The organism is Ralstonia chuxiongensis (assembly GCF_024158925.1).
Taxonomy (GTDB): Bacteria; Pseudomonadota; Gammaproteobacteria; order Burkholderiales; family Burkholderiaceae; genus Ralstonia; species Ralstonia chuxiongensis.
The window spans coordinates 650,210-676,153 of record NZ_JAMYWC010000003.1 but is presented as its reverse complement, the minus strand read 5'-3'; the positions used below and the strand labels follow the sequence as shown (position 1 = coordinate 676,153).

Below are 25,944 nucleotides of genomic sequence, written 5' to 3'. Positions count from 1 at the left end.
CGTTGCCTCCTGTTGGGGATGCCGCATCAGCGCGGCACGATGAAGCTCGACGGTTCGCGCAGTACAAGGCTGTCGCTACCGCTGTCTGCATGGATGACGAAACGGATTTTGTGCGAGCCGGGGGCGGCATCGTCGGCCGGCCGGCGCACGCGCACTGGCAGCAGCCGGTTAGCCGCTGGCGGCAGTTCCAGTGTGGTCGATTCGCCGCGACCGCCCTCCACGTCCAGTTCCGGCATGCCCTCGGCGGTGATGGTCACGCGCATGGGGTGCTCGGACGCGTTCATCAGTTGCAGGCGATAAACGTTCTCGATCTTGCCGCCGTCCACTTCACGCGCCAGCGCACCACGATCACGAATCACGTCAACCTTGAGCGGCTGCCGCATCGCCAATGCCACGATGAACCCGGTGAAGAGCACCAGCATGATCCCGGTATAGATCAGCACGCGCGGACGCATCAGATGTCGCCGGGCTTCCTTCGGGCTGAGCCGATCAAGCATCGCGCGTTCCGACGTGTAGCGGATCAAACCGCGCGGGTAGCGCATCTTGTCCATGACCTGGTCACAGGCGTCAATGCAGGCGCCACAACCGATGCATTCGTATTGCAGCCCTTGACGGATGTCGATGCCGGTCGGGCACACCTGCACGCAGATGCTGCAGTCGACGCAAGCACCCAGACCCTGGGCTTCGAAATCGGCGTTGCGCGAACGGCTGCCGCGCGGCTCGCCGCGCTGCGTGTCATACGTGACGACGTAGGTATCGGGATCGACCATCACGCTCTGGAAACGAGCGTAGGGACACATGTAGCGGCAGACTTGCTCGCGCATGAAACCAGCGTTGCCCCACGTCGCAAATGCGTAGAACAACATCCAGAATGTCTGCCAAGGACCGAGCGACAGCGTCCAGGTCTCCATGCCCAGATCGCGGATCGGCGTGAAGAAACCCACGAAGGTAAAGCCCGTCCACAGGGCGATGAGGATCCAGGCCGAATGCTTTGCGGCCTTCAGGCGGAATTTGCGCAGGCTCCAACGCTCACCGTCGAGGCGGATGCGCGCGAAGCGATCTCCTTCGATGTGCCGCTCGATCCACATGAAAATCTCGGTGTAGACCGTCTGCGGACAGGCATAGCCGCAAAAGAGCCGCCCCGCCACCGCCGTAAATAGAAACAGCGCGAGCGCCGACAGCACCAGCAGCAACGTCAGATAGATGACATCCTGCGGCCACAATACGAGGCCAAAGAGGTAGAACTTGCGGGCGCCCAGGTCGAACAGCACCGCTTGGCGACCGTTCCACTGGAACCACGGCAAGCCATAAAAGATGGCTTGCGTGGCCAGAACCAGCCAGACTCGCCAACGCGCAAAGGCGCCGGTCACGGCGCGCGGATAAATCTTGCGCCGGACCTCATAGAGCATCTGCTCGGTGGGGGCGTCGTCGGCGCCCGCCGCCGCGGTGGCGGGCGTCATCGGGCGCCAGGCTGGTTCTTTGTCGCTCATTGCTCGTGACTCGTATTGCTATTCGACAGACCCCAGACGTAGGCCGCCAGCATGCGGATCTTCTCTGGTGAGAGCAGGTTCTCGTGTGCCGGCATCGTGTTGTCACGACCCTTGAGGATGGTCTCGACGATGGTTGCTTCCGAACTGCCGTACAGCCAGACGCGGTCGGTCAGGTTAGGTGCGCCAAGTGTCTGATTGCCCTTGCCGCTTGCCGTGTGGCAGGCCGCGCAGACCGACTTGAACGTCGGTTCACCACGCGCTGCCTTGATCGGGTCGTAAGACAGGCCCGACAGCGAGCGCACGTAGTTGGCCACGTTGACAGCCTGGTTGCCATCCACCACCGCAGCCAGCGAGGGCATGACACCGTGACGCCCCTTGGTGATAGTGGTCAGGATCGTCTCGGGCTCGCCGCCGTACAGCCAGTCGCTGTCGGTCAGGTTCGGGAAGCCCTTCGAGCCGCCAGCGTCGGAGCCATGGCACTGCGCGCAGTTGTTCAGGAACAGGCGCTGGCCAATCTCATGGGCCTGCGGGTCGGCGGCGATCTGCTTGATGTCCATGCTGGCATAACGCTCATAGACCGGACGGACCTGTGCATCGGCTGCAGCGCGCTGCGCCGCCAATTCGCCCCGTGTCGAGAAACCAAGCGCGCCGCCGTATGAACCCAACCCCGGGTAGAGGATCAGGTACCCCAACGCAAAGATGCACGACAGCAGGAACATCCACATCCACCAGCGTGGCAGCGGATTGTTCAGTTCGCGCAGGTCGCCGTCCCATACATGGCCGGTGTCCTCGCCCGCGCTATGACCGGGCGCAATCTGAATGCGCCGCTGCGAAAACAGCAACCAGACACACCACACGATGCCGACTAGGGCGATCGCTGCGATGTAATACCCCCAGAACTCCGAAATGAAGTCGCTCATGATTCTGTGTCCTTATTGATGCGGGCGCGACGCGTCTGCGTGCGCACCGGCGACCTCGGCCTCATCGGGCAGCAGGAACGGCAGCATGGCCGATTCCGCATTCGCACCGCGGCGATGCGCGGAGAATGCCCACCAGGTAATGCAGACGAACAGCACGAGGAAGACGGCAGTCGCAATTGCACTCAGCGTGGCCATGGCTTACTCCTTCGCTGCAACGGTGGCAGGCGCGGCGGCCGGAGCAACAGCCACGTCCCGGACGTTACGCAGCTCCACGCCAAGGCCTTGCAGATAGGCGACCACGGCGTCTTCTTCCGTTTTGCCCGCGAGTTGCTCGCGCGCCCCGGCGATCTGGGCATCCGTGTACGGCACACCCAGCTGACGCAGGACATGCATCTTCTTCTCGATGTCGCTGTTATCCAGCGGCGTCTTCGAGAGCCACGCATATGACGGCATGTTCGACTCGGGCACCACTTCACGCGGATCACGGAGGTGGATGCGATGCCAGTCGTCCGAATAGCGCTGCCCAACGCGCGCCAGATCCGGGCCCGTGCGCTTGGAACCCCACAGGAACGGGTGATCGAACACCGACTCGCCAGCCAGCGAATAGTGGCCATAGCGCTCGGTCTCGGCGCGAAGCGTACGCACTTGCTGTGAGTGGCAGCCAACGCAGCCTTCGCGGATGTAGATGTCGCGCCCCGCCAGCCGCAGCGGCGAATACGGGGCGATGCCCTTGACCGGTTCAGTGGTCGAATGCTGGAAGAACAGCGGCAAGATCTGCACCAGGCCCGCAATGCTGACGACGACGAGCGTCATCACGATCAGCAAGCCGATGTTCTTTTCCAGCGTCTCGTGCGAGAAAAACTTGTTGGATTGATTGCTCATGTTCCCCTCCTCACTGAGCTGCGACCATCGGGGTCTGGGCCGATTGAGGAATCGGTGCATCGATTGCCTTGCTGCCCTGGATGGTCTTGAACACGTTGAATGCCATCAGCAGCATGCCGCCCAGGAAGCACAGGCCGCCAGCCAAGCGAATCAGGTAGAACGGGTACGTTGCCTTGACCGCTTCGACAAAGCTGTAGGTCAGCGTGCCGTCAGCCTCGGTGGCGCGCCACATCAGGCCCTGCATCACGCCGGCAACCCACATGGCGGCGATGTAGAGCACCACGCCGATGGTCGCCACCCAGAAGTGCACCTCGATCAGGCGCGTGCTGTACATCTTCTGCTGGCCAAACAGGCGCGGGATCATGTAGTACATCGAGCCGATGGTGATCATTGCCACCCAGCCCAGGGCGCCGGAGTGCACGTGGCCGATCGTCCAGTCGGTGTAGTGCGACAGCGCATTCACGGTCTTGATGGACATCATCGAGCCCTCGAACGTCGCCATGCCGTAGAACGACAGTGCCACCACGAGGAACTTCAAGATCGGATCGGTGCGCAGTTTGTGCCAGGCACCCGACAGGGTCATGATCCCGTTGATCATGCCGCCCCACGACGGCGCCAGCAGAATGAGCGAGAACACCATGCCCAGCGACTGCGCCCAGTCGGGCAGCGACGTGTACTGGAGGTGGTGCGGACCCGCCCACATGTAGGTGAAATTCAGCGCCCAGAAGTGGACGATCGAGAGGCGATACGAATAGATCGGACGCTCGGCCTGCTTGGGCACGAAGTAATACATCATGCCCAGGAAGCTGGTGGTCAGGAAGAAGCCCACTGCGTTGTGACCGTACCACCATTGCACCATCGCATCCTGCACGCCGGCATAAGCCGAGTACGACTTCCACATCGACACCGGCAATTCAGCGTTGTTGACGATATGCAACAGAGCAATCGTGATGATGTAGGCGCCGAAGAACCAATTGGCCACGTAGATGTGCCGGGTCTTGCGCTTGGCGATTGTGCCGAAGAACACGATCGCGTAAGCCACCCACACCACGGTGATCAGGATGTCGATCGGCCATTCGAGTTCGGCGTATTCCTTCGAGCTTGTGTAGCCCAGCGGGAGGGTGATGGCGGCTGCCACGATCACTGCCTGCCAGCCCCAGAACGTGAAGGCGGCAAGCTTGTCGGAAAGCAGACGCACCTGGCAGGTACGCTGCACGATGTAGTAAGACGTCGCAAACAGAGCGCTGCCGCCAAACGCAAAGATGACGGCATTCGTGTGCAGAGGACGCAGCCGACCATAGGTCAGCCAAGGCACCCCGAAATTCAGTTGCGGCCAGATCAACTGGGCCGCGATCAGCGCACCGACCGCCATACCGACGATGCCCCAGACGATCGTCATGATCGAGAACTGGCGAACAACGCGGTAATTGAAGGTCTGGGTGGGCTGCAACGCGCTGGACGATTGCATGCTTGCTCCCCGAGAGTGTTGGTTTGATAGGGTCATGTTAAGAATGGGGCGATATTCGAGTCTTGACGTGCGTCAAGACACCCCAGCCAACGTGGTCAAGTAGTTCCGTCCCGCGACATTGCGTCACGCGCCGGGGTATCAGGGTCCAGCAGAATCGATTCAGCAGGCGCCTTGAGATCGTCGTACTGGCCCGAGCCGACGGCCCACCACAGCACCCCGACAATCGCCACCACCAACATCAGCGACAGCGGAATCAGCAGGAACAGCGTTTCCATTTCGGCTCCTTAAACGGCGCGCGACAAACGCCACGCATTGAGCGCCACCAGCAACGACGACACCGACATGCCGATGCCCGCTACCAGCGGCGACAACCACCCCAGCGTGGCGAGCGGAATGCTGATCGCGTTGTAGGTGACGGCCCAGCCGAGGTTCTGGCGCACCACGCGCAACGTGCGACGGCCAATTGACACGGCCTCGCTAATGGCAAACAGGCGCGGCTCGGTGAGGATGGCATCCGCGCCGGCCTGGGCCAGGGGCGCACCCGACCCAATGGCGATGGAGACCTGCGCCTGCGCGAGCAAGGGCGCGTCGTTGATGCCGTCGCCGACCGCCAGCACGCGGGCGCCGTCTGCCTGCAGCTTGCGCACGTAGGCACGTTTGTCTTCGGGGCTTGCGCCGCCCACCGCGCGGTCGATGCCAAGGCGGTTGGCCCACCAGTGCACGGTCTCAGGCGCATCGCCGGAAACGAGATGCAGGCGCAATCCTTGTGCACGCAACGCGCTCAGGCATGCGGGCGCATCGGTACGTGGCGTATCGGCCAGCGTGAAGCGCGCGAGTGGTTGGCCGTCGCGGCCGAGCCAGATCGACGTGCATGCGGCCGCCGGCGGCACTTCCTCCATCGGCGCTTCCGTGCCGTAACGAATGGAAGCAACCGGCTGATCTGCGTAGTACGCTGCTGCGAACGACTGCGTGCCAAGACGCACCAACTGGTTATCAGCCACGGCATACACGCCCTGCCCCGGCACATTGGTCACGCGCCCCAACGTTGGCAACAGCATTTCAGCGGAGGTGGCGGCGCGCAACGACTGGGCGATCGGATGATTCTCGGATTGCTCCATCGCGCACGCCAATGCGAGGCAGTGCTCGGCATCCACATCGGCGAAGGTCTCGATGCTCAGCAAGCGCAAACGCCCCTCGGTGAGCGTGCCGGTCTTGTCGAGCAGCACGTCCGTCACGGCTGCCAGGCTCTCGATGGCGTGGCCGCGCGTGACCAGCACACCGCGCCGTGCCAGCGCACCACTGGCCGCGGCCAGCGCAGACGGCGTAGCCAGCGACAACGCGCAGGGGCAACTCACCACCAGCACCGCCACGGTGACGGCAAACATGCGTGTCGGATCGATCCACCACCACGCGATCGCCGTCAGCAGCGCCCAGCCGAGCAGCACTGCCACAAAGCGCCCGGCCACACGATCGGCGAGTTCAGCCATGCGGGGCTTGTCCGTCAAGGCGCGTTCCAGCAGATCGACGATGGCGGCAAGGCGCGTCTGGGCGCCCACGCGGTTCACACGCACGCGAATTGCGCTGACGACGTTGTAGCTGCCCGCGAGCACGGTCGCGCCCACGTCGCGCGGGCGCGGCACGCTTTCACCGGAGAGAAGCGATTCGTCGATCTCGGTGGTGCCGCGTTCAATGGTGCCGTCGGCGGGCAGAACTTCACCGGCGCGCACCTCCACGCAATCGCCTTGCTGCAAGGCTGCAACGGGGATGGTCTCGAGCACGCCGCTTTCGGCGTTGAAGCGCCGGCAAGTGGCCGGCAACTGATGCACCAACGCTTCGGCACCGGAAGCCGCGCTCTGGCGCGCACGCAGTTCGAGATAGCGCGCCGCCAGCAGGAAAGCGACGAACATCGTCACGGAATCGAAGTACGTCTCGCCATGACCGCGCAAGGTCGCCAGCACACTGGCAACGAACGCCGCGCCGACCCCCAGCGCCACGGGCACATCCATGCCGACGTGCGCATGCCGTACTTGCCGCCACGCATTGACGAAAATGGGCCGCGCAGAAATCAACACCACCGGCACGGTCAGCATCAGGCTGGCCCACTGCATCAGGCGCGTCTGGCTCACGGGGATGTCGCTGCCGTGCAGGTAAACCGGCCACGCGTACATCATCACTTGCATCATCCCGAGCATCGCCAGCCCCAAGCGGATCAGCAGGCTGCGGCGTTCACGCGCCTCGGCAGTGCGGCGGGCGGATGGCTGGTCGGGCCACGCTTCGTATCCGACGTCGGCAATGGCGGCGAACACCGCAGACAGCCGCATCGCCCCGGCATCTCCGACGATGCGCGCGCGTTCCGTGGCGTAATTGACGGTGGCTTCGCGCACGCCCGGCACTCGGGAGAGCGCACGCTCGATCAGCCATACACACGCAGCGCAACGCATGCCGCTGATAGCAAGGGAAAGTTCTTCCGCACCGTCAGCGCGTGTGCGTACGAAGCGCTCCCGCATGACGGGCAGATCGTAGGTCGCCCAAACGGCTTCGGCTTCGGTGCGACGGTCACCTTCGATGGGCTTGGCGAAGGCGATGGGGCCGTCATAGACGTGGCCCATGCCGGAGGCGTGCAGCGTTTGCGCGACAGCCTGACAGCCGGCACAGCAAAATTCCCGAGACTTGCCGCCAATGTCGGCACGGACAGCGGTGGCGCCGTCCAATGGCGAAGCGCAGTGATAGCAGGTGACGTGCGACGCGCCCACCCCGCTCGGGCCGATAGGCGAGCCTATGCCGTCAACCGGCGCGGTTGGATGATTGGGGGCGAATATCGTCGTCATTATGGGGACGATGCTAGCCAGCATCCCCCCGCGCGCCCTTGATGCGCATCAAGCACGGCGCAATAAGACTCCACCGGAAATGCGATTCTCAGCGCACCTCACCCATGCAAACCCTCCCATAAAGAAAATCGGCCGCCTATAGTAAATAGCTGCACCAGGCAAACAGGAGGGCGCGACATGGCAACCGAATTCAGCCTGTACAACATCCACTGTGAATGGGGCGAGCACGGAGCATCCGCGCTGGCGCCACATTGCGACGCCGTCATCGTGGTGGACGTGCTGTCCTTCTGTACCTGTGTGGATGTGGCCGTGGCGCGCGGGGCACGCATCTATCCGTACCCATGGCGCGACGCCAGTGCTGAAACCTTCGCGCGCCGCGCCGGCGCCATGCTGGCGGGCTACAACCGGAGCCAGGCGGGGTATACGCTCTCGCCGGCGTCGCTCCGTGAATTGCCAATCGGCAGCAACCTGGTCCTGCCCTCGCCCAATGGGGCGACGCTCGCGCTCGCCACCGGATCGACACCGACGTTTGCAGGTTGCCTGCGCAACGCGCGCGCGGTGGCAGAAGCCGCATCGCGACTGGGCCGCCGCGTGGCCGTGGTGGCGTCAGGAGAACGCTGGGCTGATGGCAGCCTGCGCCCGGCGCTCGAAGACTGGTTGGCCGCCGGTGCGATCGTGCATCACCTGTCGGAAACGGTAGCGGGGTTCTTGCCACAAGCGCTGTCGCCCGAAGCGCTCGCCGCCCGCGCGATCTATCGCGAGGCGTCGCAGACCGGCATGATGAAAGCGTGGTTGCTTGATTCTGTGTCGGGCCGCGAGCTGTGCGAACGCGGCTTTACCGAAGACGTGACCATGGCTTCGCAAACCGACGTGAGCAACGTCGCCCCCATGCTGGTGGAGGGCGCGTTCCGCAACGTCAACCGCAAGACCGAGCGCCTGCCGCAGGACTTCTTTGGCGCTAGCCTGCGGCCCTCACAAGCACCGCCGTCGCATCGCAACCCGCCGCCGACGTCACACTAGGCACGCGGCAGCGAGCGAGATCAGGTCAGTGACGTGTCGACTTCGCGGCGAGGTGCCTCGAGGTATTCGCGCGACTGCATCTCGACGATACGCGACACGGTGCGCTGGAATTCATTGGCCATCTGGCCTTCGGTGTACAACTCGTCCGCTGGCACCTCCGCCGACATCAGCAGCTTGACCTTGTGATCGTAGAACACGTCGATCAGCCACGTGAAGCGGCGCGCCTCGGACGCCATGCGCGGCGTCATCTTCGGCACATCGGCCAGGATGACGGTGTGAAAGCGCGAGGCGATTTCCAGGTAATCGTTCTGTGAGCGGGGGCCACCGCACAGCGTGGCGAAGTCGAACCACACCACGCCGCCAGCCTTGCGCGCAGCGCGAATCTCACGGTGCTCGATGCGCAGCACCGGCGATTCGTTCGGCACTTCCGCCACTGCCGCAAACGCATCGCGCAACGCCGAGTTGGCCTTGGCGCCCAACGGCGTGTAATACGCTTGCACCTGCTCCATCGCCCGTTTGCGGTAATCGACGCCCGCGTCGACGTTGAGGACGTCGAGCTTCTCCTGCAGCAGCGCAATGGCCGGCAGCACGCGGTCGCGGTGCAGACCGTCCGGATACAGCAAGTCGGGCCGATAGTTGGACGTCATCACAAACTGCACGCCGTTGGCAAACAGCTGATCGAGCAAGCGGTGCAGGATCATCGCGTCGGCAACGTCGCTGACGTGGAATTCATCAAAACAGATCAAGCGGTAGCGCTTGGCGATGCGACGGGCCAGTTCGTCCAGCGGATCAGCGCGGCCGCGCAGTTCTTCCAGTTGACGATGCACTTCGCGCATGAACTCGTGAAAGTGCAGGCGCGTCTTGCGCACCAACGGCACGCAGCTATAGAACGCATCCATCAGGAACGACTTGCCGCGCCCCACCCCGCCCCACATGTAGACGCCACGGGGCAAATCCGGGCGCACGAGCATCTTGCGCAGCGCAGTCGAACGACGGGCCTTGTAGGCAACCCATTCGTCGTAGCACCGCTGCAGGCGATCGACGGCGCGTTGTTGCGCTTCGTCGGGCTGATAGCCGCGCGCCTTCAGTTCCTGTAGGTAGGTTTCCTGAACGTTCATCTGCTTAATCTGCTTGGGGCACCATTTGCGGGCCCAAATGGACCGATGCCCGGCAATCTTGTGGATTCACCGGGCATCGTGCTTGCCTTGCGGCTTGCGATTTACATATTGAGCTGACGCTTGTCGACCGCCAGCGCAGCTTCGCGCATCACTTCCGACATCGACGGGTGCGGATGGCAGATACGGCCGATGTCTTCAGCTGCAGCCTTGAACTCCATCGCCACCACGGCTTCGGCAACCAGGTCCGAAGCATTGGCTGCCACGATGTGCACGCCCAGGATTTCATCGGTCTTCGCATCGGCGATGACCTTCACGAAACCATCGGATGCGCCCATGCCCAGTGCACGGCCATTCGCCATGAACGGGAACTGGCCGGCCTTGGTCTCGCGGCCTTCGGCCTTGAGCTGCTGCTCGGTCTTGCCCACCCACGCAATTTCCGGGTAGGTGTAGATGACCCACGGAATGCAGTTGTAATCGATGTGCGGCTTCTGGCCAACGATGCGCTCGGCCACAGCCACGCCCTCGTCTTCTGCCTTGTGCGCCAGCATCGGGCCACGCACCACGTCGCCGATCGCCCACAGGTTCGGCAGCTTGGTCGCGCAGTGTTCGTCCACCTCGATAAAGCCACGCTGATCCGCCGCCAGGCCGATCGCTTCCAGACCCAGGTTGTCGGTGTTCGGCACGCGGCCGATCGACACGATCAGCTTGTCGCACTCCAGCACTTGCGCAGCGCCGGCAGCGTCGGTGTAGTTCACCTTCACGCCCTTGCCCGACGATTCGATCTCGCCGACCTTCACGCCGACGTTGATCTTCAGGCCCTGCTTGGTCAGCAGCTTATTGGCTTCCTTAGCAACGGATTCGTCAGCCGCACCGAGGAAGCTCGGCAGCGCTTCGAGAATCGTCACTTCGGCGCCCAGACGGCGCCACACCGAGCCCAACTCCAGGCCGATCACGCCAGCACCGATCACGCCCAGCTTCTTCGGCACTTCACCAAACTTCAGTGCACCTTCGTTGTCGGCAATGGTCACGTTGTCGACCTTCACGCCCGGCAGATGGCGAGCCTTCGAGCCCGTGGCGATGATCACGTGCTTGGCGGTCACGACTTCCGTGCCGGCCTTGCCTGCGATCTCGACCTGATAGCCCGCGTCGGTCTTACCGACGAACTTGCCGTGACCCTTAAGCAACGTCACCTTGTTCTTGCGGAACAGGAACTCGATGCCCTTCGTCATCTTGCCGACGATGTCGTCCTTGCGCTTGAGCATCTTGGCCACGTCGACCTTGACGCCCTCCACCGTGATGCCGTGGTCGGCCAGGTGGTGGTTCACGTTCTCGAACTCTTCCGACGAGGCCAGCAACGCCTTCGAGGGAATGCAGCCAACATTCAGGCAGGTGCCGCCCAGGCGCGGCTCGCCCTTCGGATCGTCGTAGGCGTTGTCTTCGCAGCAGGCCACGTTCAGGCCCAGCTGGCCAGCGCGGATGGCGGCGATGTAGCCACCGGGGCCGGCGCCGATCACCAGCACGTCAAATTCTTTGCTCATGGAGAAATCCTCGATTCGGACGCCGACGCACCCAATGGGCAGCGGCATCTCAGGTCATCAACGCGTCGATTACAGGTCCAGCAGCAGGCGTGCGGGATCTTCCAGCGCTTCCTTCATGGCGACCAGGCCCAGCACGGCTTCGCGGCCGTCGATGATGCGGTGGTCGTAGGACATGGCCAGGTAGTTCATCGGACGAACCACGACTTGGCCGTTCTCCACCACAGCGCGGTCCTTGGTGGCATGCACGCCCAGGATGGCCGATTGCGGCGGGTTGATGATCGGGGTCGACAGCATCGAGCCGAACGTGCCGCCGTTCGAGATCGAGAACGTACCGCCGGTCAGGTCGTCCAGCGTCAGCTTGCCGTCCTTGGCCTTCTGGCCGAACTCGGCAATCTTCTTCTCGATATCGGCCAGGCTCATCTGGTCGGCATTGCGCAGGATGGGCACCACCAGGCCACGCGGCGAGCCGACAGCGATACCGATGTCGAAGTACCCGTGGTAGACGATGTCGTTGCCATCAACCGACGCATTGATCACCGGGTACTTCTTGAGTGCGTGGACAGCGGCCTTCACGAAGAACGACATGAAGCCCAGCTTCACGCCGTGGGTCTTCTCGAACTGGTCCTTGAACTTGGCGCGCAAGTCCATCACCGGCTTCATGTTGACTTCGTTGAAGGTGGTGAGAATGGCGTTGGTCGATTGCGACTGCACCAGGCGCTCGGCAATACGGGCGCGCAGGCGGCTCATCGGCACGCGCTCTTCCGGGCGGTCGCCCAGAGCGGCGAAGTCCACCGGCGCAGCAACCTGCTGCAGCGCCGGACGTGCGGCTTGCGGAGCAGCAGCGGCAGCCGGCTTGGCGCCACCAGCCACGGCACCCAGCACGTCGCCCTTGGTGATGCGGCCATCGCGGCCCGTGCCGGCCACTTGGCCAGCCGACAGATTGTTCTCAGCCATCAGCTTGGCAGCCGACGGCATGGCCACGCCACCCGCGGCAGCGGCAGCCGGAGCGGCAGCAGCCGGCGCCGGTGCAGCGGCTGCGGGAGCCGGTGCAGCAGCAGCCGGAGCGGCGGCGCCTGCCTTGCCTTCGGTGTCGATCTTGGCCAGCAGCTGTTCCGACGTCACGGTTGCGCCGTCCGCCACCAGCACTTCGGCCAGCACGCCAGCCGACGGGGCCGGCACTTCCAGCACGACCTTGTCGGTCTCGACTTCGATCAGGATTTCGTCCTGGGCCACGGCTTCGCCCGGCTTCTTCTTCCAGGAGATCAGCGTGCCTTCTTCAACGGACTCGGAAAACTGCGGGACCTTGACTTCAACGATAGCCATTTCGGTGCTTCCTTGGATTCATGTGCACATGCTCCTCTTCTTCGGGAGCCGCGCTAATTCGATATACGGTGGAATTCGGTAGCGAAGATGCGTCAAGGCGACAGCCGAAGCTGCCGCCTTGGTGCAGATGTCGCTTACTTGTTCAGCACGAAGCCCTTGAGCTTGCCAAACGCGGCATCGATCAGCGCCTTCTGCTGCTCGTTGTGCTTCGCGTAGTAGCCCACGGCCGGTGATGCCGATGCCGGGCGGCCTGCGTAGCCCAGCTTCTGTCCTTCGGTCATGTTCTCCAGGATGTAGTGCTGCACGAAGAACCAGGCACCCTGGTTCTGCGGCTCGTCCTGGCACCACACCACTTCGGCGAGGTTCGGATACTTCTTCAGCTCGGCTGCGAACGCCTTGTGCGGGAACGGATAGAGCTGTTCCACACGGATGATGGCCGTGTCGGTCTGGCCACGTTCCTTACGGGCGTTGACCAGGTCGTAGTAGACCTTGCCCGAGCAGGCCACGACGCGCTTGACCTTGGCGGCATTCAGATCTTCGGCCGTATCGGCGATCACCGTCTCGAAATGGCCCTTGGCTAGATCCGACAGAGGCGACACAGCATCCTTGCTGCGCAGCAGCGACTTCGGCGTCAGGATGATCAGCGGCTTGCGGAACATCCGGATCATCTGGCGACGCAGCAGGTGGAAGATCTGCGCCGGCGTGGTCGGCTGCACCACTTGCATGTTGTGGTCTGCGCAGAGCTGCAGGTAGCGCTCCAGGCGTGCCGAGCTGTGCTCCGGACCTTGGCCTTCGTAGCCATGCGGCAGCATCAGCGTCAGGCCCGAGGCACGGCCCCACTTCACTTCGCCCGACGAGATGAACTGGTCGATCACCACCTGTGCGCCGTTGGCGAAGTCGCCGAACTGGGCTTCCCAGATCACCATGGTGTTCGGCTCAGCCGACGAATAGCCGTACTCGAAGCCCATCACGGCCTCTTCCGACAGCACCGAGTCGATCACCGTAAAGGGAGCTTGGCTCTCCGACACATTCTGCAGCGGGATGTAGCTGCCAGCGTCCCAACGCTCGCGATTCTGATCATGCAGGACTGCGTGACGGTGCGTGAACGTACCGCGACCAGCATCCTGGCCAGTGATACGCACCGGGTAGCCAGACGCCACCAGCGATGCGAAGGCCAGGTGCTCGCCCATGCCCCAGTCCAGCGACAGCTCGCCCTTGCCCATCTTGGCGCGGTTGTTAACGACGTTCTCAACCAGCGGGTGCAGCTTGAAATGATCGGGGATGGCGGTGATGCGCTCGGCCAGACGCTTGAGTTCCGCCATCGGCACAGCGGTGTCGGCCGCATCCGTCCATTTGCGGTTCAGGAACGGCATCCAGTCCACAGCGAACTTGTTCTTGAAGTTCGACAGCACCGGGTCGACCGTGTGTTTGCCCGCGTCCATGGCGGCGCGGAATTCCTGCACCAGGGTGTCCGGCTCTTCGGTCTTCAGCGTGTTCTGCGTGACGAGTTTGTCTGCGTAGAGCTTGCGCGTGCCGGGGTGCGTGCCGATCTTCTTGTACATCAGCGGCTGCGTCATCGCCGGCGTGTCTTGCTCGTTGTGGCCGAGCTTGCGGAAGCAGATGATGTCGACCGCGATGTCCTTCTGGAACTCGGTACGGTAATCCACGGCCAGTTGCATGGCGAGCACAACGGCTTCCGGATCGTCACCGTTCACGTGCAGGACCGGCGCTTCGATCATCTTGACCACGTCGGTACAGTACAGCGTCGAGCGCGAGTCGCGCGGGTCCGACGTCGTGAAACCGATCTGGTTATTGATGACGATGTGGATCGTGCCGCCCGTGCCGTAACCGCGCGTTTGCGCGAGGTTCAGTGTTTCCATCACGACGCCCTGGCCAGCGAAGGCTGCGTCACCGTGGACTTGCACAGCCAGCACTTGCGCGCCGTGCTTGTCGCCGCGGCGCTCCTGACGCGCCTTGACCGAACCTTCCACGACCGGATTGACGATCTCAAGGTGCGACGGGTTGAACGCCAGCGACAGGTGGACGGGGCCGCCCGGCGTGGTCACATCGCTCGAGAAGCCCTTGTGGTACTTCACGTCGCCAGCGGGCAGATCGTCCACGTGCTTGCCTTCGAATTCGGCAAACAGGTCTGCGGGCATCTTGCCCAGCGTGTTGACCAGCACGTTCAGACGGCCGCGGTGGGCCATGCCGATCACGATTTCCTGCACGCCCTTGGCGCCGGAATGCTGGATCAGTTCGTCCATGGCCGCGATGAAGCTTTCGCCGCCTTCAAGCGAGAAACGCTTCTGACCGACGTACTTGGTATGCAGGAAGCGCTCGAGGCCTTCAGCGGCCGTCAGGCGTTCCAGGATGTGCTTCTTCTTTTCAGCGGAGAACGTCGGCTTGGAGCGGATGGTTTCCAGACGCTCCTGCCACCAGCGCTTTTGGGCTTGGTCGCTGATGTACATGAATTCGGCACCGATCGAGCCGCAGTACGTTTCGCGCAGGTTGTTGACCAGCTCGCGCAGGCTCATCGATTCCTTGCCGAAATACGTGTTGCTGGCATTGAAGATGATGTCCTGGTCGGCCTCGGTGAAACCGTAGAAAGCCGGGTCCAGATCCGGCACCGGCGGGCGCTCCTGACGCTTAAGCGGATCAAGATCAGCCCAACGCAGGCCCACATTGCGGTACGCGGCAATCAGCTGCGTGGCCGACACGCGCTTGCGACCCATATCGGAATCGGCAGACGCGACAATCGTCTTGATCGGGCCAGCCTTGGCGCGCTCAGCAAACGACGTGACGATGGGGGCGTGGGGGATATCCCGGGCGTTGGAACCGTCGACAGCGGGGACGTTCTGCAGCGCATCGAAGTACGCGCGCAATGCCTCGCTAACGGACGTGGGATCTTGAAGGTACGCTTCGTACTGATCTTCAACGTAGGCGGCGTTACCGCCGGACAGGTACGAAGTGTCCAGGTACTGCTTATACAGCTCTGTCATGGGGCGCTCACTTTTCTCCGGGTCTGCCGGAGTTCAGCGGGTTCATCAACCTTCCGCGACACGGCTTGACCGGTTAGCGGATCGCAAACTAAATCGCCTGAAATCACCTGGTCGGACCGGATCGCGTAATGCAGAAAGGAGGTACCGAGACAGCTTTTACAGACAAGTTGTGCGGGAAGGACCTAAGTCTTCACGGGTGGGAAGCATAGCATGTTTATAAGCAATATTCTGATTCTTTGACGTGACAAAGGACCGTTGTTATGCCACGTCAAAGCCATGCTTTGATCACATTCAGGCGGGCGAAATACGGTCGACCCAATCGGTGATCAAGCCGTCCAGTCCCGCACTCCAGAGCAACTGCGCGCGATCCAGGTCGTTGACCGTGTAGCAGCAGACGCGAAACCCTGCGGCGTGTGCCTCGTCAATGATCTCTGGCGTGAGTTCGCGATGGTTGGCGTCGAGAGCAACACAATCCAATGCGCGCAGGCGAACGAGCCAATCGGCGGGCAGTTTGTCGAGCAGCAACGCGCGGGGCAATTCCGGCGCAGCTTCGCGCGCGGCGGCCAGCGCTTCTTCGGAGAACGAAGACAGCAGCGGCGGCACGTCGGCGCCGGCCCACAGCGTGCGGGCGTCGAGCGCAACAGCGGCGCCCGTGCGCCACTCTGCGCCTGGCACCGGTTTGATCTCGATATTGGCGAGGAAGTTGTTGGCGCGAAGGTAGCGCGCGATGGCTGCCAGCGTCGGCACCGGCTCGCCGGCGTAGGCGGGACTGTGCCAACTGCCTGCGTCCAGTTGCGCGATCTGGCCAAGCGTGAGCGCATCGAGGCGACCTGCGCCGTTCGTGGTGCGATCCAGCGTGGCGTCGTGCAACAGGACCGACGCGCCGTCGCCGGAGAGCTTCACATCGAATTCGAACATGCGATAGCCGAACGATGCGCCATGGCGGAAGGCTGCCAGCGTGTTCTCCGGCGCCAGCTTGCCCGCACCGCGGTGCGCAATGGCACGCAGATACGGCCATGCCGGCAAGGCGTGTGCGCCCGTCATGCCAGAGCCTCGATGCGGCGCGTGGTTTGCGGGTCGAACCAGTGCAAGTGCTCGGCCGCCGCGGTGATCGGCAGCTTGTCACCGGCCTTTACGCTGGCGTGCGGTTCCAGGCGGACCACGACAGGATGACCAGCCAGCGTGCCGTACGCGAACGCATCCGCACCGAGGGCCTCGACCACGCGCACGTCGATGAAGGCGATGGCCTGATCAGCCGAGCACGACTCGATATGTTCGGGGCGCAATCCCATCAGCGCGTGTTCGGGCAGGTGCAGCCCCATCGGCAGATGGCCTAGCGTGGCGGCAGCATCGCCCTCCTTCGCACCATCCACGCGGATCTGCGTGCCGCCACCAGCATTGCGCGACACGGGCACGAGGTTCATCGGCGGCGAGCCGATGAAGCCCGCCACGAACGTGCTGGCCGGACGCGAGTACACCTCGAGCGGTGTGCCGATCTGCTCGACCCGGCCGCCGTTGAGCACCATCATGCGATCGGCCAACGTCATCGCTTCGACCTGATCGTGCGTGACGTAAAGACTCGTCGTGCGCAGACGGCGATGCAGATCCTTCAGCTCCAAGCGCATCTGCACTCGCAGCTTGGCATCCAGGTTGGAGAGCGGTTCGTCGAACAGGAACACAGCCGGCTCACGCACGATCGCGCGGCCCATGGCCACACGCTGGCGTTGACCGCCCGAGAGCTGGCGCGGCTTGCGATCGAGCAGCTTGCCGAGTTCGAGAATGCCCGCGGCCTGCTCAACACGCGCTTGAATATCGCTCTTGGGCAAGCCCCGAATCTTCAGGCCGTAGGCCATGTTGTCGAACACGCTCATGTGCGGATACAGCGCGTAGTTCTGGAACACCATCGCGATATCGCGCTCGGCCGGCTCCAGTTCGTTGACGACGCGGTCGCCAATCCACACTTCGCCGCCGGTGATCGGCTCCAGCCCCGCCACCATGCGCAGCAGCGTGGACTTGCCGCAGCCCGACGGCCCGACGATGACGATGAACTCCCCGTCGCCGATTTCCATATCGATGCCGTGCACGACCTGGAGGTTGGCGTAGTGCTTCTGGACGTTGCGTAACGAAAGTTTTGCCATCTTGCTTCTTTTACTTTTCGGTTTCGACGAGGCCCTTCACGAACCACCGCTGCATGCCGATCACGATTGCCGCAGGCGGCAACATGGCCAGCATCACGGTGGCCATCAGCAGGTTCCAGTCGGTGGCGGAATCGCCGGAGCGGGAGATCATTTGCGTCACGCCCAGCACGATGGGCGTCATGCTCTTTTCGGTCGTGATCAGGAGCGGCCAGAGGTACTGGTTCCAGCCGTAAATGAACTGGATCACGAACAGCGCCGCGATGCTGGTGCGCGAGAGCGGCAGCACCACGTCCCAGAAGAACTTGAGCGGGCCGGCGCCATCGATGCGCGCGGCTTCCGCCAGTTCGTCGGGAATCGTCAGGAAGAACTGCCGGAACAGGAACGTGGCCGTGGCCGACGCGATGATCGGAATCGTCAAACCAAGGTAGCTGTTCAGCATGCCGAGATCCGACACCACCTTGTACGTAGGCAGAATCCGCACTTCCACCGGCAGCATCAGCGTGACGAAGATGAGCCAGAAGAATGTCTTGCGCATCGGAAAGCGGAAATAGACGATCGCAAACGCCGAGATGATGGAAATCGCGATCTTCCCGAGCGAAATGCCCAGCGCCATGATCAGGCTGTTCATGAGCATGGTGCCGACCGGCGTAGCCGAGTTGCCCATGCCCGACGTGAGCACCGTGCGGTAGTTTTCGATGAGGTGCGGACCGGGGATCAGCGTCATCGGTGCTTGCAGCACGTCTTCGGCCGTCAACGACGACGCGACGAAGACGACGTACACCGGAAAGGCCACGACGATCACACCGAGAATCAGCACGACGTGGGTGAGGAAGTCCAGGAATGGACGGCGTTCAATCATGGTGCGTATGCCCTCCTGTCAGTATTGGACTTTGCGTTCAACGTAACGGAACTGGACGATCGTCAGCACGATCACCAAGGCCATGAGGATCACCGACTGGGCCGCCGATCCACCGATATCGAGACCGCGCACGCCGTCTTGATAGACCTTGAACACCAGCGTCTCCGTCGCCTTGAACGGGCCGCCCTGCGTGACCGAATCGATGATGGCGAAGGTGTCGAAGAACGCGTACACGACGTTCACCACCATCAGGAAAAACGTGGTGGGCGACAGCAGCGGAAAAACGATCGACCAAAAGCGCTTCCAGGGTCCGGCACCGTCAATGGCGGCCGCTTCGATCAGCGACTTCGGAATGCTCTGCAGCCCCGCCAGGAAGAAGAGGAAGTTGTAGCTGATCTGCTTCCACGCCGCGATGATGACCACCAGCGTCAGCGCCTGCCCGCCGTTGAGCACGAAGTTCCAGTCCACGCCCATCTTGCGGATCACGAACGACACGATGCCCAGCGAGGGGTTGAAAAGGAAGCTCCACAGCACGCCCGCCACGGCCGGCGCAATGGCGTACGGCCAGATCAGCAGGGTCTTGTAGAACGTGGCGCCACGCAGCGCGCGATCGGCAAAGTACGCCAGCGCCAGCGAGGTGCCCAGACCCACCAGCGCGACGCCAATGGCGAACACCGCTGTGGTCTGGAACGACCCGAGGTACGTCGGATCATTGAAGAGATCACGAAAGTTCTCCAGCCCCACGAATTCGAGGTTGATGCCGAAGGCATCCTGGCGCAGCAGCGACTGATATAACGCCTGCCCTGCGGGCCAGAAGAAGAACACCAGAGTGATGACGATCTGCGGGGCCACCAGCACATACGGCAGCCAGCGCGACCGGAAAACGACGCGTTTTTCCATGCGACATTCCAAAAACGCACCGCCGGCCTGTGCGAGCGCACGAGGCCGGCGGTTTAGACGAGCGCCTAATAGGCGCTTATTCCTTGACGGTCTTCTCGAAGCGGACGAGCAGCTCGTTGCCGCGTGACACAGCCGTGTCCAGCGCTTCCTTCGGCGTCTTCTTGCCGGCCCAGACGGCTTCCAGCTCTTCGTCGATCACCTGACGGATCTGCGGGAAGTTGCCCAGACGAATGCCGCGCGACTTGTCGGTCGTCTTGACGATCATCTGCTTGACGGCAACGTCAGCGCCCGGGTTCTTGTCGTAGTAGCCGGACTTCTTGGTCAGCTCATACGCTTCCAGGGTAACGGGCAGATAGCCCGTCGACTGGTGCCAGTCGGCTTGCACGTCCGGACGCGACAGGAACGAGAAGAACTTCGCGACGCCCTTGTACTCCTCGGCCTTGTGGCCGCCCATCACCCACAGCGAAGCGCCGCCGATGATCGTGTTCTGCGGGGCACCCGGCACGCCGGCTTCGTACGGCAGCGGAGCGGGGCTGAAGTTGAACTTGGCGTTCTTGCGGATGTTCGCCAGCGCTGCCGACGAACCCGTGTGCATGGCGCACTCACCCGCGATGAACTTCGCCTTCGGCTCGTCCTTGCGGCCGGCGTAGGTGAAGTAGCCCTTCTTCTCCATGTCGAGCAGGTTCTGGATGTGCTTGATCTGCACCGGGCCGTTGAAGTTCAAGCGAGCCTTTGCGCCACCAAAACCGTTGTTCTCTGTGGCGAACGAGACGTTGTGCCAGGCCGAGAAGCTCTCCAGATGCACCCACGATTGCCAGTCGGTCGTGTAGCCGCAGGGCACGCCGGCGGCTTTGAGCTTTGCCGCATCGATGGCCACTTCCTGCCACGTTGCGGGCGGCTTGTTCGGGTCAAGGCCGGCCTTCTTGAAGGCGTCCTTGTTGTAATACATGATCGTCGTCGAGCTGTTGAACGGGAACGACAGCATCTCGCCCTTGTTCGACGTGTAGTAGCCAGCCACAGCAGGCACGTAGGCCTTCGGATCAAATTTCTCGCCGGCGTCCTTCATGACCTTGGCCACGGGCACGATGGCGCCCTTGGCGTTCATCATCGTCGCGGTACCAACTTCGAACACCTGCAGGATGGCCGGTGCGTTGCCGGCGCGGAATGCCGCGATGCCCGCAGCCAGCGATTCATCGTACTGGCCCTTGTAGACCGGCACGATCTTGTAGTCGGACTGGCTCGCGTTGAACTTGGTGGCGATCTCGTTCACCTTGTCGTTCAAGGCGCCTTCCATCGAATGCCACCATTGGATTTCCGTCACCGCGTACGCGCCTTGCGCAAACGTACACGCGGCCAGTACTGCTGCGGCCCCCGCAATCTTCTTGATCGACATGATTTCTCCTGGTTTCGACCCGGCGGGCTCCCTCGCTCCGCCCACGGTGCGCCGACTGTATATGCACGGTCGGTCATTTTTATGACAGCGGGATGTTACTTCCCTTTCTGTCACAAAGAAATCGGGAAATCCCTCCAAGGTTTGGCTTGCAACGGCCGTTAGAATGGATTCAAGACACTCTCTTTTGCACCCGCAGCATGCTCGCCCCACCCACCACTCCTGCCGCTCCCGACTCGCCTGAAACCACGCCCGTCATTGCTGAGCGGCGTGTTCCGCAGGCCCTGCATCAACTCTCGGATGATGCACTGCGCAATATCACCGGCGTCTTCACCGACGTGGATGGCACCCTCACCACGAGGGGGAAGCTTCCCGCGCAGACGTACTCGGCGCTGGAGCGCTTGCATCGTGCCGGCGTCAAGGTCGTGCCGGTCACCGGCCGCTCGATTGCCTGGTGCGAAGTCATCGCGCGGCTTTGGCCTGTTGATGCGGTGATCGGCGAGAACGGTGCGTTTGCCATGCGTGTCGATTCGCGTGGACATCTGGCCACCGACTTTGTGGACGACGCGCAAACGCGCGCGCGCAATCTGGAGCGCATCCGTGAAGTCGCTGCGGAGATCCGGCGTGCCGTGCCGGGGTCAGCGCTGGCGACGGACCAGGCTTGGCACGCAGCGGATCTCGCTGTCGATCATGCCGAGCAAGTCCCGCCGCTGCCGCAACACGCCGTGCAACACATCGTCGACATCATGCGCACGCACGGCATGCATGCCACGGTCAGTTCGATTCACGTCAACGGCTGGTTCGGCAAGCACGACAAGCTGAGCGCCAGCGTGTCGCTCGCGCGCCGTGCATTCGGTATCGACTTGCATGCCGAGCATGAACGCTGGGTGTTCGTGGGCGACTCGGCCAACGATGCTGCAATGTTCGAGTTCTTCCCGCTCTCGGTGGGTGTGGCCAATGTGCTGGACGTGATCGATACGCTGCCCGTGCCGCCCGCTTACCTTACAGAGGCCGAGGGGGGTGGCGGCTTTGCCGAAGTCGCTGAACGCATCCTGGAAGCGCGCTCCCTGGCCCTGCCCGCGCCACGCGACTGACGCGGCATCCTCGCACCGCAACACGACCTGGAGATCCGGTGTCGCTTGCCGCACGCGGCACGCCGCTTGCGCCGAAATTGGGCGTTGCACCGCTTTGCACCATGTGACTGCCTCATAACGGTGCATACGGTGCCAACGCCCTTTTTTACGCAACCGACAGGAGCCCTCCATGCAAACAGAGAAACTGCGCCAGCGTTTTGAACATGCGGAAAGCACCATCGCCGAACTGGCCCGGACCTGCGCCTCGCACAAGGACGTGCCTGACTCGCTGAAGCAATCGATCCAGCAACTGGACGACCAGGCCCGCCAGTGCCACTCGCGGCTCGAAGGTGCTGAAGATCAGCAGACCTTCGTCGAGGCCATCGACAAGCTCGAAGCCTGCTCCGACCGCGCGAAGATGGCCTGCCAAAACGCCACCGGAAAGGTCGACCACTCCGTGGAATCTGCCGTGATGCGCGCGCATGAAGAACTGTCGCAGCTGAAGCACAAGCTGCACTAAGCGCGGCACGCATTCGCGGCACACAAAAAAAGGGCGGACTCCCTTATCGGAAATCCGCCCAATCCCAATCGCCAAGCTCGACGATATTCGGTGGACTGGCCCTGCTGACAGCGCGTCAGTCGAAGCCAAGCTCCTGCAATTTGCGTGTGATGGTGTTGCGGCCGATGCCAAGGCGCGTTGCCGCCTCGACGCGGCGCCCGCGCGTGACACCAAGCGCAGCCTCCAGAATCGCCTTCTCGAAGCGACGCGTAAGCGCGTCCATCACGTCAGGCTGACCTGCTTCGAGCATGGCCTTGGCCTCACCCGCGAGCGCGCGCTCCCAGCCTGCGGAGATGGATGCGCCCACTGAAGTCGTCGAAAGCAACGCATCGACCGACGGCGTAACGCCATACTGTTCGCCACCATGCGACGGCTCGCCGATGAAGGCCGGGCGCGCCTGGGCATCGCCCATGGCAGGCAGCATCTGCGCGTTGCCACGCACCAGATCGGTGGGCAGATCCTTGCTTTCAATGGTCTGCGCCGGCGCCATCACGGTCAGCCAGTTGCAGAGGTTTTCCAGTTGCCGCACGTTGCCCGGGAACGGCAGCGTGGCGATATGCGCCAGCGCATCGTCCGACATACGCTTGGGCTCCACGCCCAACTCCTTGGCGCTCTTCTGCAGGAAATGGCGCGCCAGCAGCGTGATGTCTTCCGGGCGTTCACGCAGCGCCGGCAAGCGCAGACGGATCACGTTCAGGCGGTGGAACAAGTCCTCGCGGAACAGGCCGTCCTTGACGCGCGTTTCAAGATTCTGGTGCGTGGCCGCAATGACGCGCACGTTGGCCTTGAGCGGGTTGTGACCGCCCACGCGATAAAAGTGTCCGTCCGACAGCACGCGCAGCAACCGCGTCTGCAGATCGAACGGCATGTCGCCAATTTCATCGAGGAACAGCGTGCCGCCCTCGGCTTGCTCGAAGCGGCCGCGGCGCATGGTCTGCGCGCCCGTGAAGGCGCCACGCTCATGGCCGAACAGTTCGGATTCCAGCAGATCTTTCGGAATTGCTGCTGTATTCAGCGCGATAAAGGGACCGCTCGCGCGCGGGCTGTGCTTATGCAGCGCCCGGGCCACCAGCTCTTTACCCGTGCCGGATTCGCCGGTGATCAGCACCGTCACGTTGGACTGCGACAACCGCCCGATCGCGCGGAACACGTCCTGCATGGCCGGCGCCTGCCCGAGAATCTCAGGCGCATCGCTCAGGCGGTCGTCGATTTCCTCCTCGCGCAGGCTCTCTTCCAGCGCGCGGCGGATCAGCTCGACCGCGCGATCCACGTCGAACGGCTTAGCCAAGTATTCAAACGCTCCGCCCTGGAACGCCGCCACGGCGCTGTCCAGGTCCGAATACGCGGTCATGATGATGACCGGCAGCCCCGGGTGCTTGGCCTTGATAGCCTGCAGCAGATCCAGCCCCGAGCCGCCCGGCATGCGGACGTCGGAGATCAGGACTTGCGGCGTTTCTTCGTCGAGCGCGTTGAGCGCGTCGCGCACGTTGGTAAAGCTGCGCGAAAGCAGGCTCTCACGCGCCAGCGCCTTCTCAAGGACCCAGCGGATGGATTGATCGTCGTCGACTATCCAGATTGGCTTCATGTGTTGGTTCGTCTGCTTGACTTCGTCTCGCCTGGGCCGTCTCGCGCTGCGTTGTTGAAGCTGCGACGCTTCAGTGCAGCGGCACGAGAATGCGGAAATCCGTTTGACCCGGCCTGCTCTCGCATTCGATCAGACCATCGTGCTGCTGCACGAACGTCTGCGCGAGTGTCAGGCCCAGCCCACTTCCCCCCTCCCTTCCGGACACCAGCGGGAAGAAGATTCGCTCGCGGATGTCGTCCGGGATACCAGGACCGTTGTCCACTACATGCAAGTCCAATGCCAGCTTGTAAAGACGTTTCGCAATCGTAACTTTGCGTGCCACGCGCGTGCGCAGAATGATTTCGCCGTCGCCCTGCGCGATGCGAGGGCCCAGCGCGTGCGCCGCGTTGTGAACGATGTTGAGCACGGCCTGGATGAGTTGCTCCTTATCACCTCGAAACTCCGGCAGGCTCGCGTCGTAGTCCCGCACGATCCGCAAGCCCTGCGGAAACTCCGCCAGCACCACCGAGCGCACCCGCTCCAGCACCTCGTGGATGTTCACATCGCCAACGATATGCGGATGCCGGTGCGGCTCCAGCAGGCGGTCGACCAGCGTCTGCAACCGATCCGATTCCTTGATGATCACCTGCGTGTACTCGCGCAGCGAGCGCTCCGGCAGCTCGAACTCCAGCAGCTGCGCCGCGCCGCGAATGCCGCCCAACGGGTTCTTGATCTCATGCGCAAGGTTGCGGATCAGCTCTTTGTTGGCGGAGGTCAGATCGAGCAGACGCTCTTCGCGCTCGCTGCGGATCTTCTGCTCGTTGGGCAGCAGCTCAAGCAGCACCGAGCCCGGCGCAAAATCGAGCGCGCCCACGACGGCATGCGCATGCAGCGGCTCATGGCCTACACGGTCGAGCGACACGTCGCGCCGCTTGGCGTCGAACTGGCGCGCTGCCACGGTGGCGATCATCTCGGCCAACTCCGACGGATCGGCAAACAGCTCGTACAGCGACATCTCCACCAACTGGCGGCGGGACACGGCCAGGGCGGCTTCAGCGGCGGGATTGGCGTAGAAGATCGTCAGCGCCGGATGGCGGACGAAGAGGATGGGATTGGGCACCGCATCGAGCCCGGGGAACGACGGCGGTGCACCATGTGAGAACGGAATCAGCGGCGGCCCGTCGAGGGGCTCGCCTTCGGAGACCTCCAGCCCGAGGGCGGAGGCTGACGGCGCGGATGGCGTCGTCTGTTCCTGTTCATCGCGGCGTGCCGCTTTGCGGATCAGTCGACGCATGGTTTATCTAGTCCTTGAGATTGCCCAGCTCCCGGCGGATGGAATCGACATTGGCCTGGCTGCGCTCGATGTCGCCCTTCAACTGCGCGGTGCGGTCCAGATACTTCTGATAGTTACGTTCGTTGCCCTGGCGCTCGGGCTGACCGTTGTTGTATTCGGTCTTCAACGCCTGGAGCTTGCGCTCCTCGTCTGCCAGCTCGGCCTCCAGCACCTGGCGGCGTTCGCCGTCACGCGCCTTCTGCGTGGCGTTGTCCACGCGGGGGAAACCACCGCCTGCATTATTTTGTGCCGGCGCGGGCGCGGCTCCTGCACTGCGCGGGCTGCGCGTGCCTGGGACGGTCACCACATCGGGCAGCGTCAACTTCTTGCAGCCTTTCACGTTGCCGCTGTTACGGTACTCCGGCACGCCGTTCGGGCCGGTGCACAAATAGACATCATCGGCGTACGCGGGCGCCTGCACGGACAGCGTGGCAAACACCGCCGCAGCCGCGGCAAACAGTCCGGATGCGATGCGTGGGGAAGGACGGGACATGAGTGGAACCTGGCGGATACGTCGATCGGGCGCCGGAGTCCGGCGGACG

Annotated in this window: 22 protein-coding genes; 3 read left to right on the top strand and 19 right to left on the bottom strand. The window is 63.0% G+C overall.

All coding sequences use genetic code 11. The features are described 5' to 3' along the window. Positions 1–26 precede the first annotated feature (26 nt). From ccoG to NKG59_RS12420, 7 genes are all read right to left on the bottom strand, one after another. Complete coding sequence (gene ccoG, locus NKG59_RS12450; protein ID WP_045204215.1) at positions 27–1,490, bottom strand: cytochrome c oxidase accessory protein CcoG; 1,464 nt, start codon at positions 1,488–1,490, stop codon at positions 27–29. Beyond that, a complete protein-coding gene (ccoP, locus tag NKG59_RS12445) occupies positions 1,487–2,410 on the bottom strand; it encodes a cytochrome-c oxidase, cbb3-type subunit III (protein ID WP_045204216.1) in 924 nt (307 codons plus the stop codon). The genes ccoG and ccoP overlap by 4 nt, the downstream gene beginning before the upstream one ends. Positions 2,411–2,422: 12 nt before the next feature. Further along, positions 2,423–2,605, bottom strand: coding sequence for a cbb3-type cytochrome oxidase subunit 3 (locus NKG59_RS12440; protein WP_045204217.1), 183 nt, complete (start codon positions 2,603–2,605; stop codon positions 2,423–2,425). Between the two features lie 3 nt (positions 2,606–2,608). Next, the gene (gene ccoO, locus NKG59_RS12435) at positions 2,609–3,292 is read right to left on the bottom strand and encodes a cytochrome-c oxidase, cbb3-type subunit II (RefSeq protein ID WP_012435344.1); all 684 of its coding nucleotides are present in this window, start codon (positions 3,290–3,292) and stop codon (positions 2,609–2,611) included. A gap of 10 nt (positions 3,293–3,302) precedes the next feature. After that, positions 3,303–4,760 carry a cytochrome-c oxidase, cbb3-type subunit I gene (gene ccoN / locus NKG59_RS12430; protein ID WP_232042545.1) on the bottom strand — a complete coding sequence of 486 codons (1,458 nt, stop codon included), beginning with the start codon at positions 4,758–4,760 and terminating at the stop codon, positions 3,303–3,305. Positions 4,761–4,855: 95 nt separating this feature from the next. Beyond that, entirely contained in the window at positions 4,856–5,035 is a 180-nt protein-coding gene (gene ccoS, locus NKG59_RS12425; protein WP_024975924.1) for a cbb3-type cytochrome oxidase assembly protein CcoS, read from the bottom strand. Between the two features lie 9 nt (positions 5,036–5,044). Further along, complete coding sequence (locus NKG59_RS12420; RefSeq protein WP_253537154.1) at positions 5,045–7,588, bottom strand: heavy metal translocating P-type ATPase; 2,544 nt, start codon at positions 7,586–7,588, stop codon at positions 5,045–5,047. Positions 7,589–7,765: 177 nt separating this feature from the next. Between NKG59_RS12420 and NKG59_RS12415 the strand changes: the two genes are divergently transcribed. Then, positions 7,766–8,608: a 2-phosphosulfolactate phosphatase gene (locus tag NKG59_RS12415; protein WP_045204220.1), complete on the top strand. Its 843-nt coding sequence runs from the start codon at positions 7,766–7,768 to the stop codon at positions 8,606–8,608. A 20-nt stretch (positions 8,609–8,628) separates the two neighbouring features. Here NKG59_RS12415 and zapE read toward each other — a convergent pair whose 3' ends face one another. The 9 genes from zapE to ugpB all read right to left on the bottom strand — a co-directional run bounded on the left by zapE (position 8,629) and on the right by ugpB (position 20,876). Beyond that, entirely contained in the window at positions 8,629–9,726 is a 1,098-nt protein-coding gene (zapE, locus tag NKG59_RS12410; RefSeq protein ID WP_253537151.1) for a cell division protein ZapE, read from the bottom strand. Between the two features lie 101 nt (positions 9,727–9,827). Further along, a complete protein-coding gene (lpdA, locus tag NKG59_RS12405; RefSeq protein ID WP_045204222.1) occupies positions 9,828–11,264 on the bottom strand; it encodes a dihydrolipoyl dehydrogenase in 1,437 nt (478 codons plus the stop codon). A gap of 69 nt (positions 11,265–11,333) precedes the next feature. Further along, complete coding sequence (odhB, locus tag NKG59_RS12400; RefSeq protein ID WP_024975929.1) at positions 11,334–12,587, bottom strand: 2-oxoglutarate dehydrogenase complex dihydrolipoyllysine-residue succinyltransferase; 1,254 nt, start codon at positions 12,585–12,587, stop codon at positions 11,334–11,336. Positions 12,588–12,721: 134 nt separating this feature from the next. Then, on the bottom strand, positions 12,722–15,586 hold the full coding sequence (locus tag NKG59_RS12395) for a 2-oxoglutarate dehydrogenase E1 component (protein ID WP_253537148.1): 2,865 nt from the start codon (positions 15,584–15,586) through the stop codon (positions 12,722–12,724). A gap of 291 nt (positions 15,587–15,877) precedes the next feature. Then, the gene (gene ugpQ / locus NKG59_RS12390) at positions 15,878–16,630 is read right to left on the bottom strand and encodes a glycerophosphodiester phosphodiesterase (protein WP_253537145.1); all 753 of its coding nucleotides are present in this window, start codon (positions 16,628–16,630) and stop codon (positions 15,878–15,880) included. Then, positions 16,627–17,724: a sn-glycerol-3-phosphate import ATP-binding protein UgpC gene (locus NKG59_RS12385; protein WP_045204225.1), complete on the bottom strand. Its 1,098-nt coding sequence runs from the start codon at positions 17,722–17,724 to the stop codon at positions 16,627–16,629. The genes ugpQ and NKG59_RS12385 overlap by 4 nt, the downstream gene beginning before the upstream one ends. A 10-nt stretch (positions 17,725–17,734) precedes the next feature. After that, positions 17,735–18,583: a sn-glycerol-3-phosphate ABC transporter permease UgpE gene (gene ugpE, locus NKG59_RS12380; protein ID WP_253537143.1), complete on the bottom strand. Its 849-nt coding sequence runs from the start codon at positions 18,581–18,583 to the stop codon at positions 17,735–17,737. Between the two features lie 18 nt (positions 18,584–18,601). Beyond that, positions 18,602–19,483, bottom strand: coding sequence for a sn-glycerol-3-phosphate ABC transporter permease UgpA (ugpA, locus tag NKG59_RS12375; RefSeq protein WP_024975934.1), 882 nt, complete (start codon positions 19,481–19,483; stop codon positions 18,602–18,604). A gap of 76 nt (positions 19,484–19,559) precedes the next feature. Further along, positions 19,560–20,876, bottom strand: coding sequence for a sn-glycerol-3-phosphate ABC transporter substrate-binding protein UgpB (gene ugpB, locus NKG59_RS12370; protein ID WP_045204227.1), 1,317 nt, complete (start codon positions 20,874–20,876; stop codon positions 19,560–19,562). Between the two features lie 197 nt (positions 20,877–21,073). Between ugpB and NKG59_RS12365 the strand changes: the two genes are divergently transcribed. Both NKG59_RS12365 and NKG59_RS12360 read left to right on the top strand, forming a co-directional pair. Beyond that, on the top strand, positions 21,074–21,967 hold the full coding sequence (locus NKG59_RS12365; RefSeq protein ID WP_253537139.1) for an HAD family hydrolase: 894 nt from the start codon (positions 21,074–21,076) through the stop codon (positions 21,965–21,967). Between the two features lie 169 nt (positions 21,968–22,136). Beyond that, positions 22,137–22,466, top strand: a complete 330-nt coding sequence (locus NKG59_RS12360) for a hypothetical protein (protein WP_024975937.1) — start codon at positions 22,137–22,139, stop codon at positions 22,464–22,466. A gap of 115 nt (positions 22,467–22,581) precedes the next feature. Here NKG59_RS12360 and ntrC read toward each other — a convergent pair whose 3' ends face one another. The 3 genes from ntrC to NKG59_RS12345 form a co-directional block, all read right to left on the bottom strand. Next, positions 22,582–24,090 (bottom strand): nitrogen regulation protein NR(I), encoded by a 1,509-nt coding sequence (gene ntrC / locus NKG59_RS12355; RefSeq protein ID WP_253537136.1) that lies wholly within the window; start codon positions 24,088–24,090, stop codon positions 22,582–22,584. A gap of 70 nt (positions 24,091–24,160) precedes the next feature. After that, positions 24,161–25,363: a nitrogen regulation protein NR(II) gene (gene glnL, locus NKG59_RS12350; RefSeq protein ID WP_253537133.1), complete on the bottom strand. Its 1,203-nt coding sequence runs from the start codon at positions 25,361–25,363 to the stop codon at positions 24,161–24,163. Between the two features lie 7 nt (positions 25,364–25,370). Beyond that, complete coding sequence (locus NKG59_RS12345; RefSeq protein WP_253537130.1) at positions 25,371–25,895, bottom strand: DUF4124 domain-containing protein; 525 nt, start codon at positions 25,893–25,895, stop codon at positions 25,371–25,373. Between the last annotated feature and the right edge of the window lie 49 nt (positions 25,896–25,944).

Bases quoted from the DNA above. Each gene is read 5' to 3' on its own strand.
- NKG59_RS12395 (WP_253537148.1), bottom strand. From the start codon at position 15,586: ATGACAGAGCTGTATAAGCAGTACCTGGACACTTCGTACCTGTCCGGC.
- glnL (WP_253537133.1), bottom strand. From the start codon at position 25,363: ATGCGTCGACTGATCCGCAAAGCGGCACGCCGCGATGAACAGGAACAG.
- ugpE (WP_253537143.1), bottom strand. From the start codon at position 18,583: ATGATTGAACGCCGTCCATTCCTGGACTTCCTCACCCACGTCGTGCTG.
- ccoG (WP_045204215.1), bottom strand. From the start codon at position 1,490: ATGAGCGACAAAGAACCAGCCTGGCGCCCGATGACGCCCGCCACCGCG.
- NKG59_RS12415 (WP_045204220.1), top strand. From the start codon at position 7,766: ATGGCAACCGAATTCAGCCTGTACAACATCCACTGTGAATGGGGCGAG.
- NKG59_RS12360 (WP_024975937.1), top strand. From the start codon at position 22,137: ATGCAAACAGAGAAACTGCGCCAGCGTTTTGAACATGCGGAAAGCACC.
- NKG59_RS12345 (WP_253537130.1), bottom strand. From the start codon at position 25,895: ATGTCCCGTCCTTCCCCACGCATCGCATCCGGACTGTTTGCCGCGGCT.
- NKG59_RS12420 (WP_253537154.1), bottom strand. From the start codon at position 7,588: ATGACGACGATATTCGCCCCCAATCATCCAACCGCGCCGGTTGACGGC.
- NKG59_RS12365 (WP_253537139.1), top strand. From the start codon at position 21,074: ATGCTCGCCCCACCCACCACTCCTGCCGCTCCCGACTCGCCTGAAACC.
- ccoP (WP_045204216.1), bottom strand. From the start codon at position 2,410: ATGAGCGACTTCATTTCGGAGTTCTGGGGGTATTACATCGCAGCGATC.
- ccoN (WP_232042545.1), bottom strand. From the start codon at position 4,760: ATGCAATCGTCCAGCGCGTTGCAGCCCACCCAGACCTTCAATTACCGC.
- ntrC (WP_253537136.1), bottom strand. From the start codon at position 24,090: ATGAAGCCAATCTGGATAGTCGACGACGATCAATCCATCCGCTGGGTC.
- NKG59_RS12385 (WP_045204225.1), bottom strand. From the start codon at position 17,724: ATGGCAAAACTTTCGTTACGCAACGTCCAGAAGCACTACGCCAACCTC.
- ugpA (WP_024975934.1), bottom strand. From the start codon at position 19,483: ATGGAAAAACGCGTCGTTTTCCGGTCGCGCTGGCTGCCGTATGTGCTG.
- odhB (WP_024975929.1), bottom strand. From the start codon at position 12,587: ATGGCTATCGTTGAAGTCAAGGTCCCGCAGTTTTCCGAGTCCGTTGAA.
- ccoO (WP_012435344.1), bottom strand. From the start codon at position 3,292: ATGAGCAATCAATCCAACAAGTTTTTCTCGCACGAGACGCTGGAAAAG.
- ugpQ (WP_253537145.1), bottom strand. From the start codon at position 16,630: ATGACGGGCGCACACGCCTTGCCGGCATGGCCGTATCTGCGTGCCATT.
- zapE (WP_253537151.1), bottom strand. From the start codon at position 9,726: ATGAACGTTCAGGAAACCTACCTACAGGAACTGAAGGCGCGCGGCTAT.
- ugpB (WP_045204227.1), bottom strand. From the start codon at position 20,876: ATGTCGATCAAGAAGATTGCGGGGGCCGCAGCAGTACTGGCCGCGTGT.
- ccoS (WP_024975924.1), bottom strand. From the start codon at position 5,035: ATGGAAACGCTGTTCCTGCTGATTCCGCTGTCGCTGATGTTGGTGGTG.
- lpdA (WP_045204222.1), bottom strand. From the start codon at position 11,264: ATGAGCAAAGAATTTGACGTGCTGGTGATCGGCGCCGGCCCCGGTGGC.
- NKG59_RS12440 (WP_045204217.1), bottom strand. From the start codon at position 2,605: ATGGCCACGCTGAGTGCAATTGCGACTGCCGTCTTCCTCGTGCTGTTC.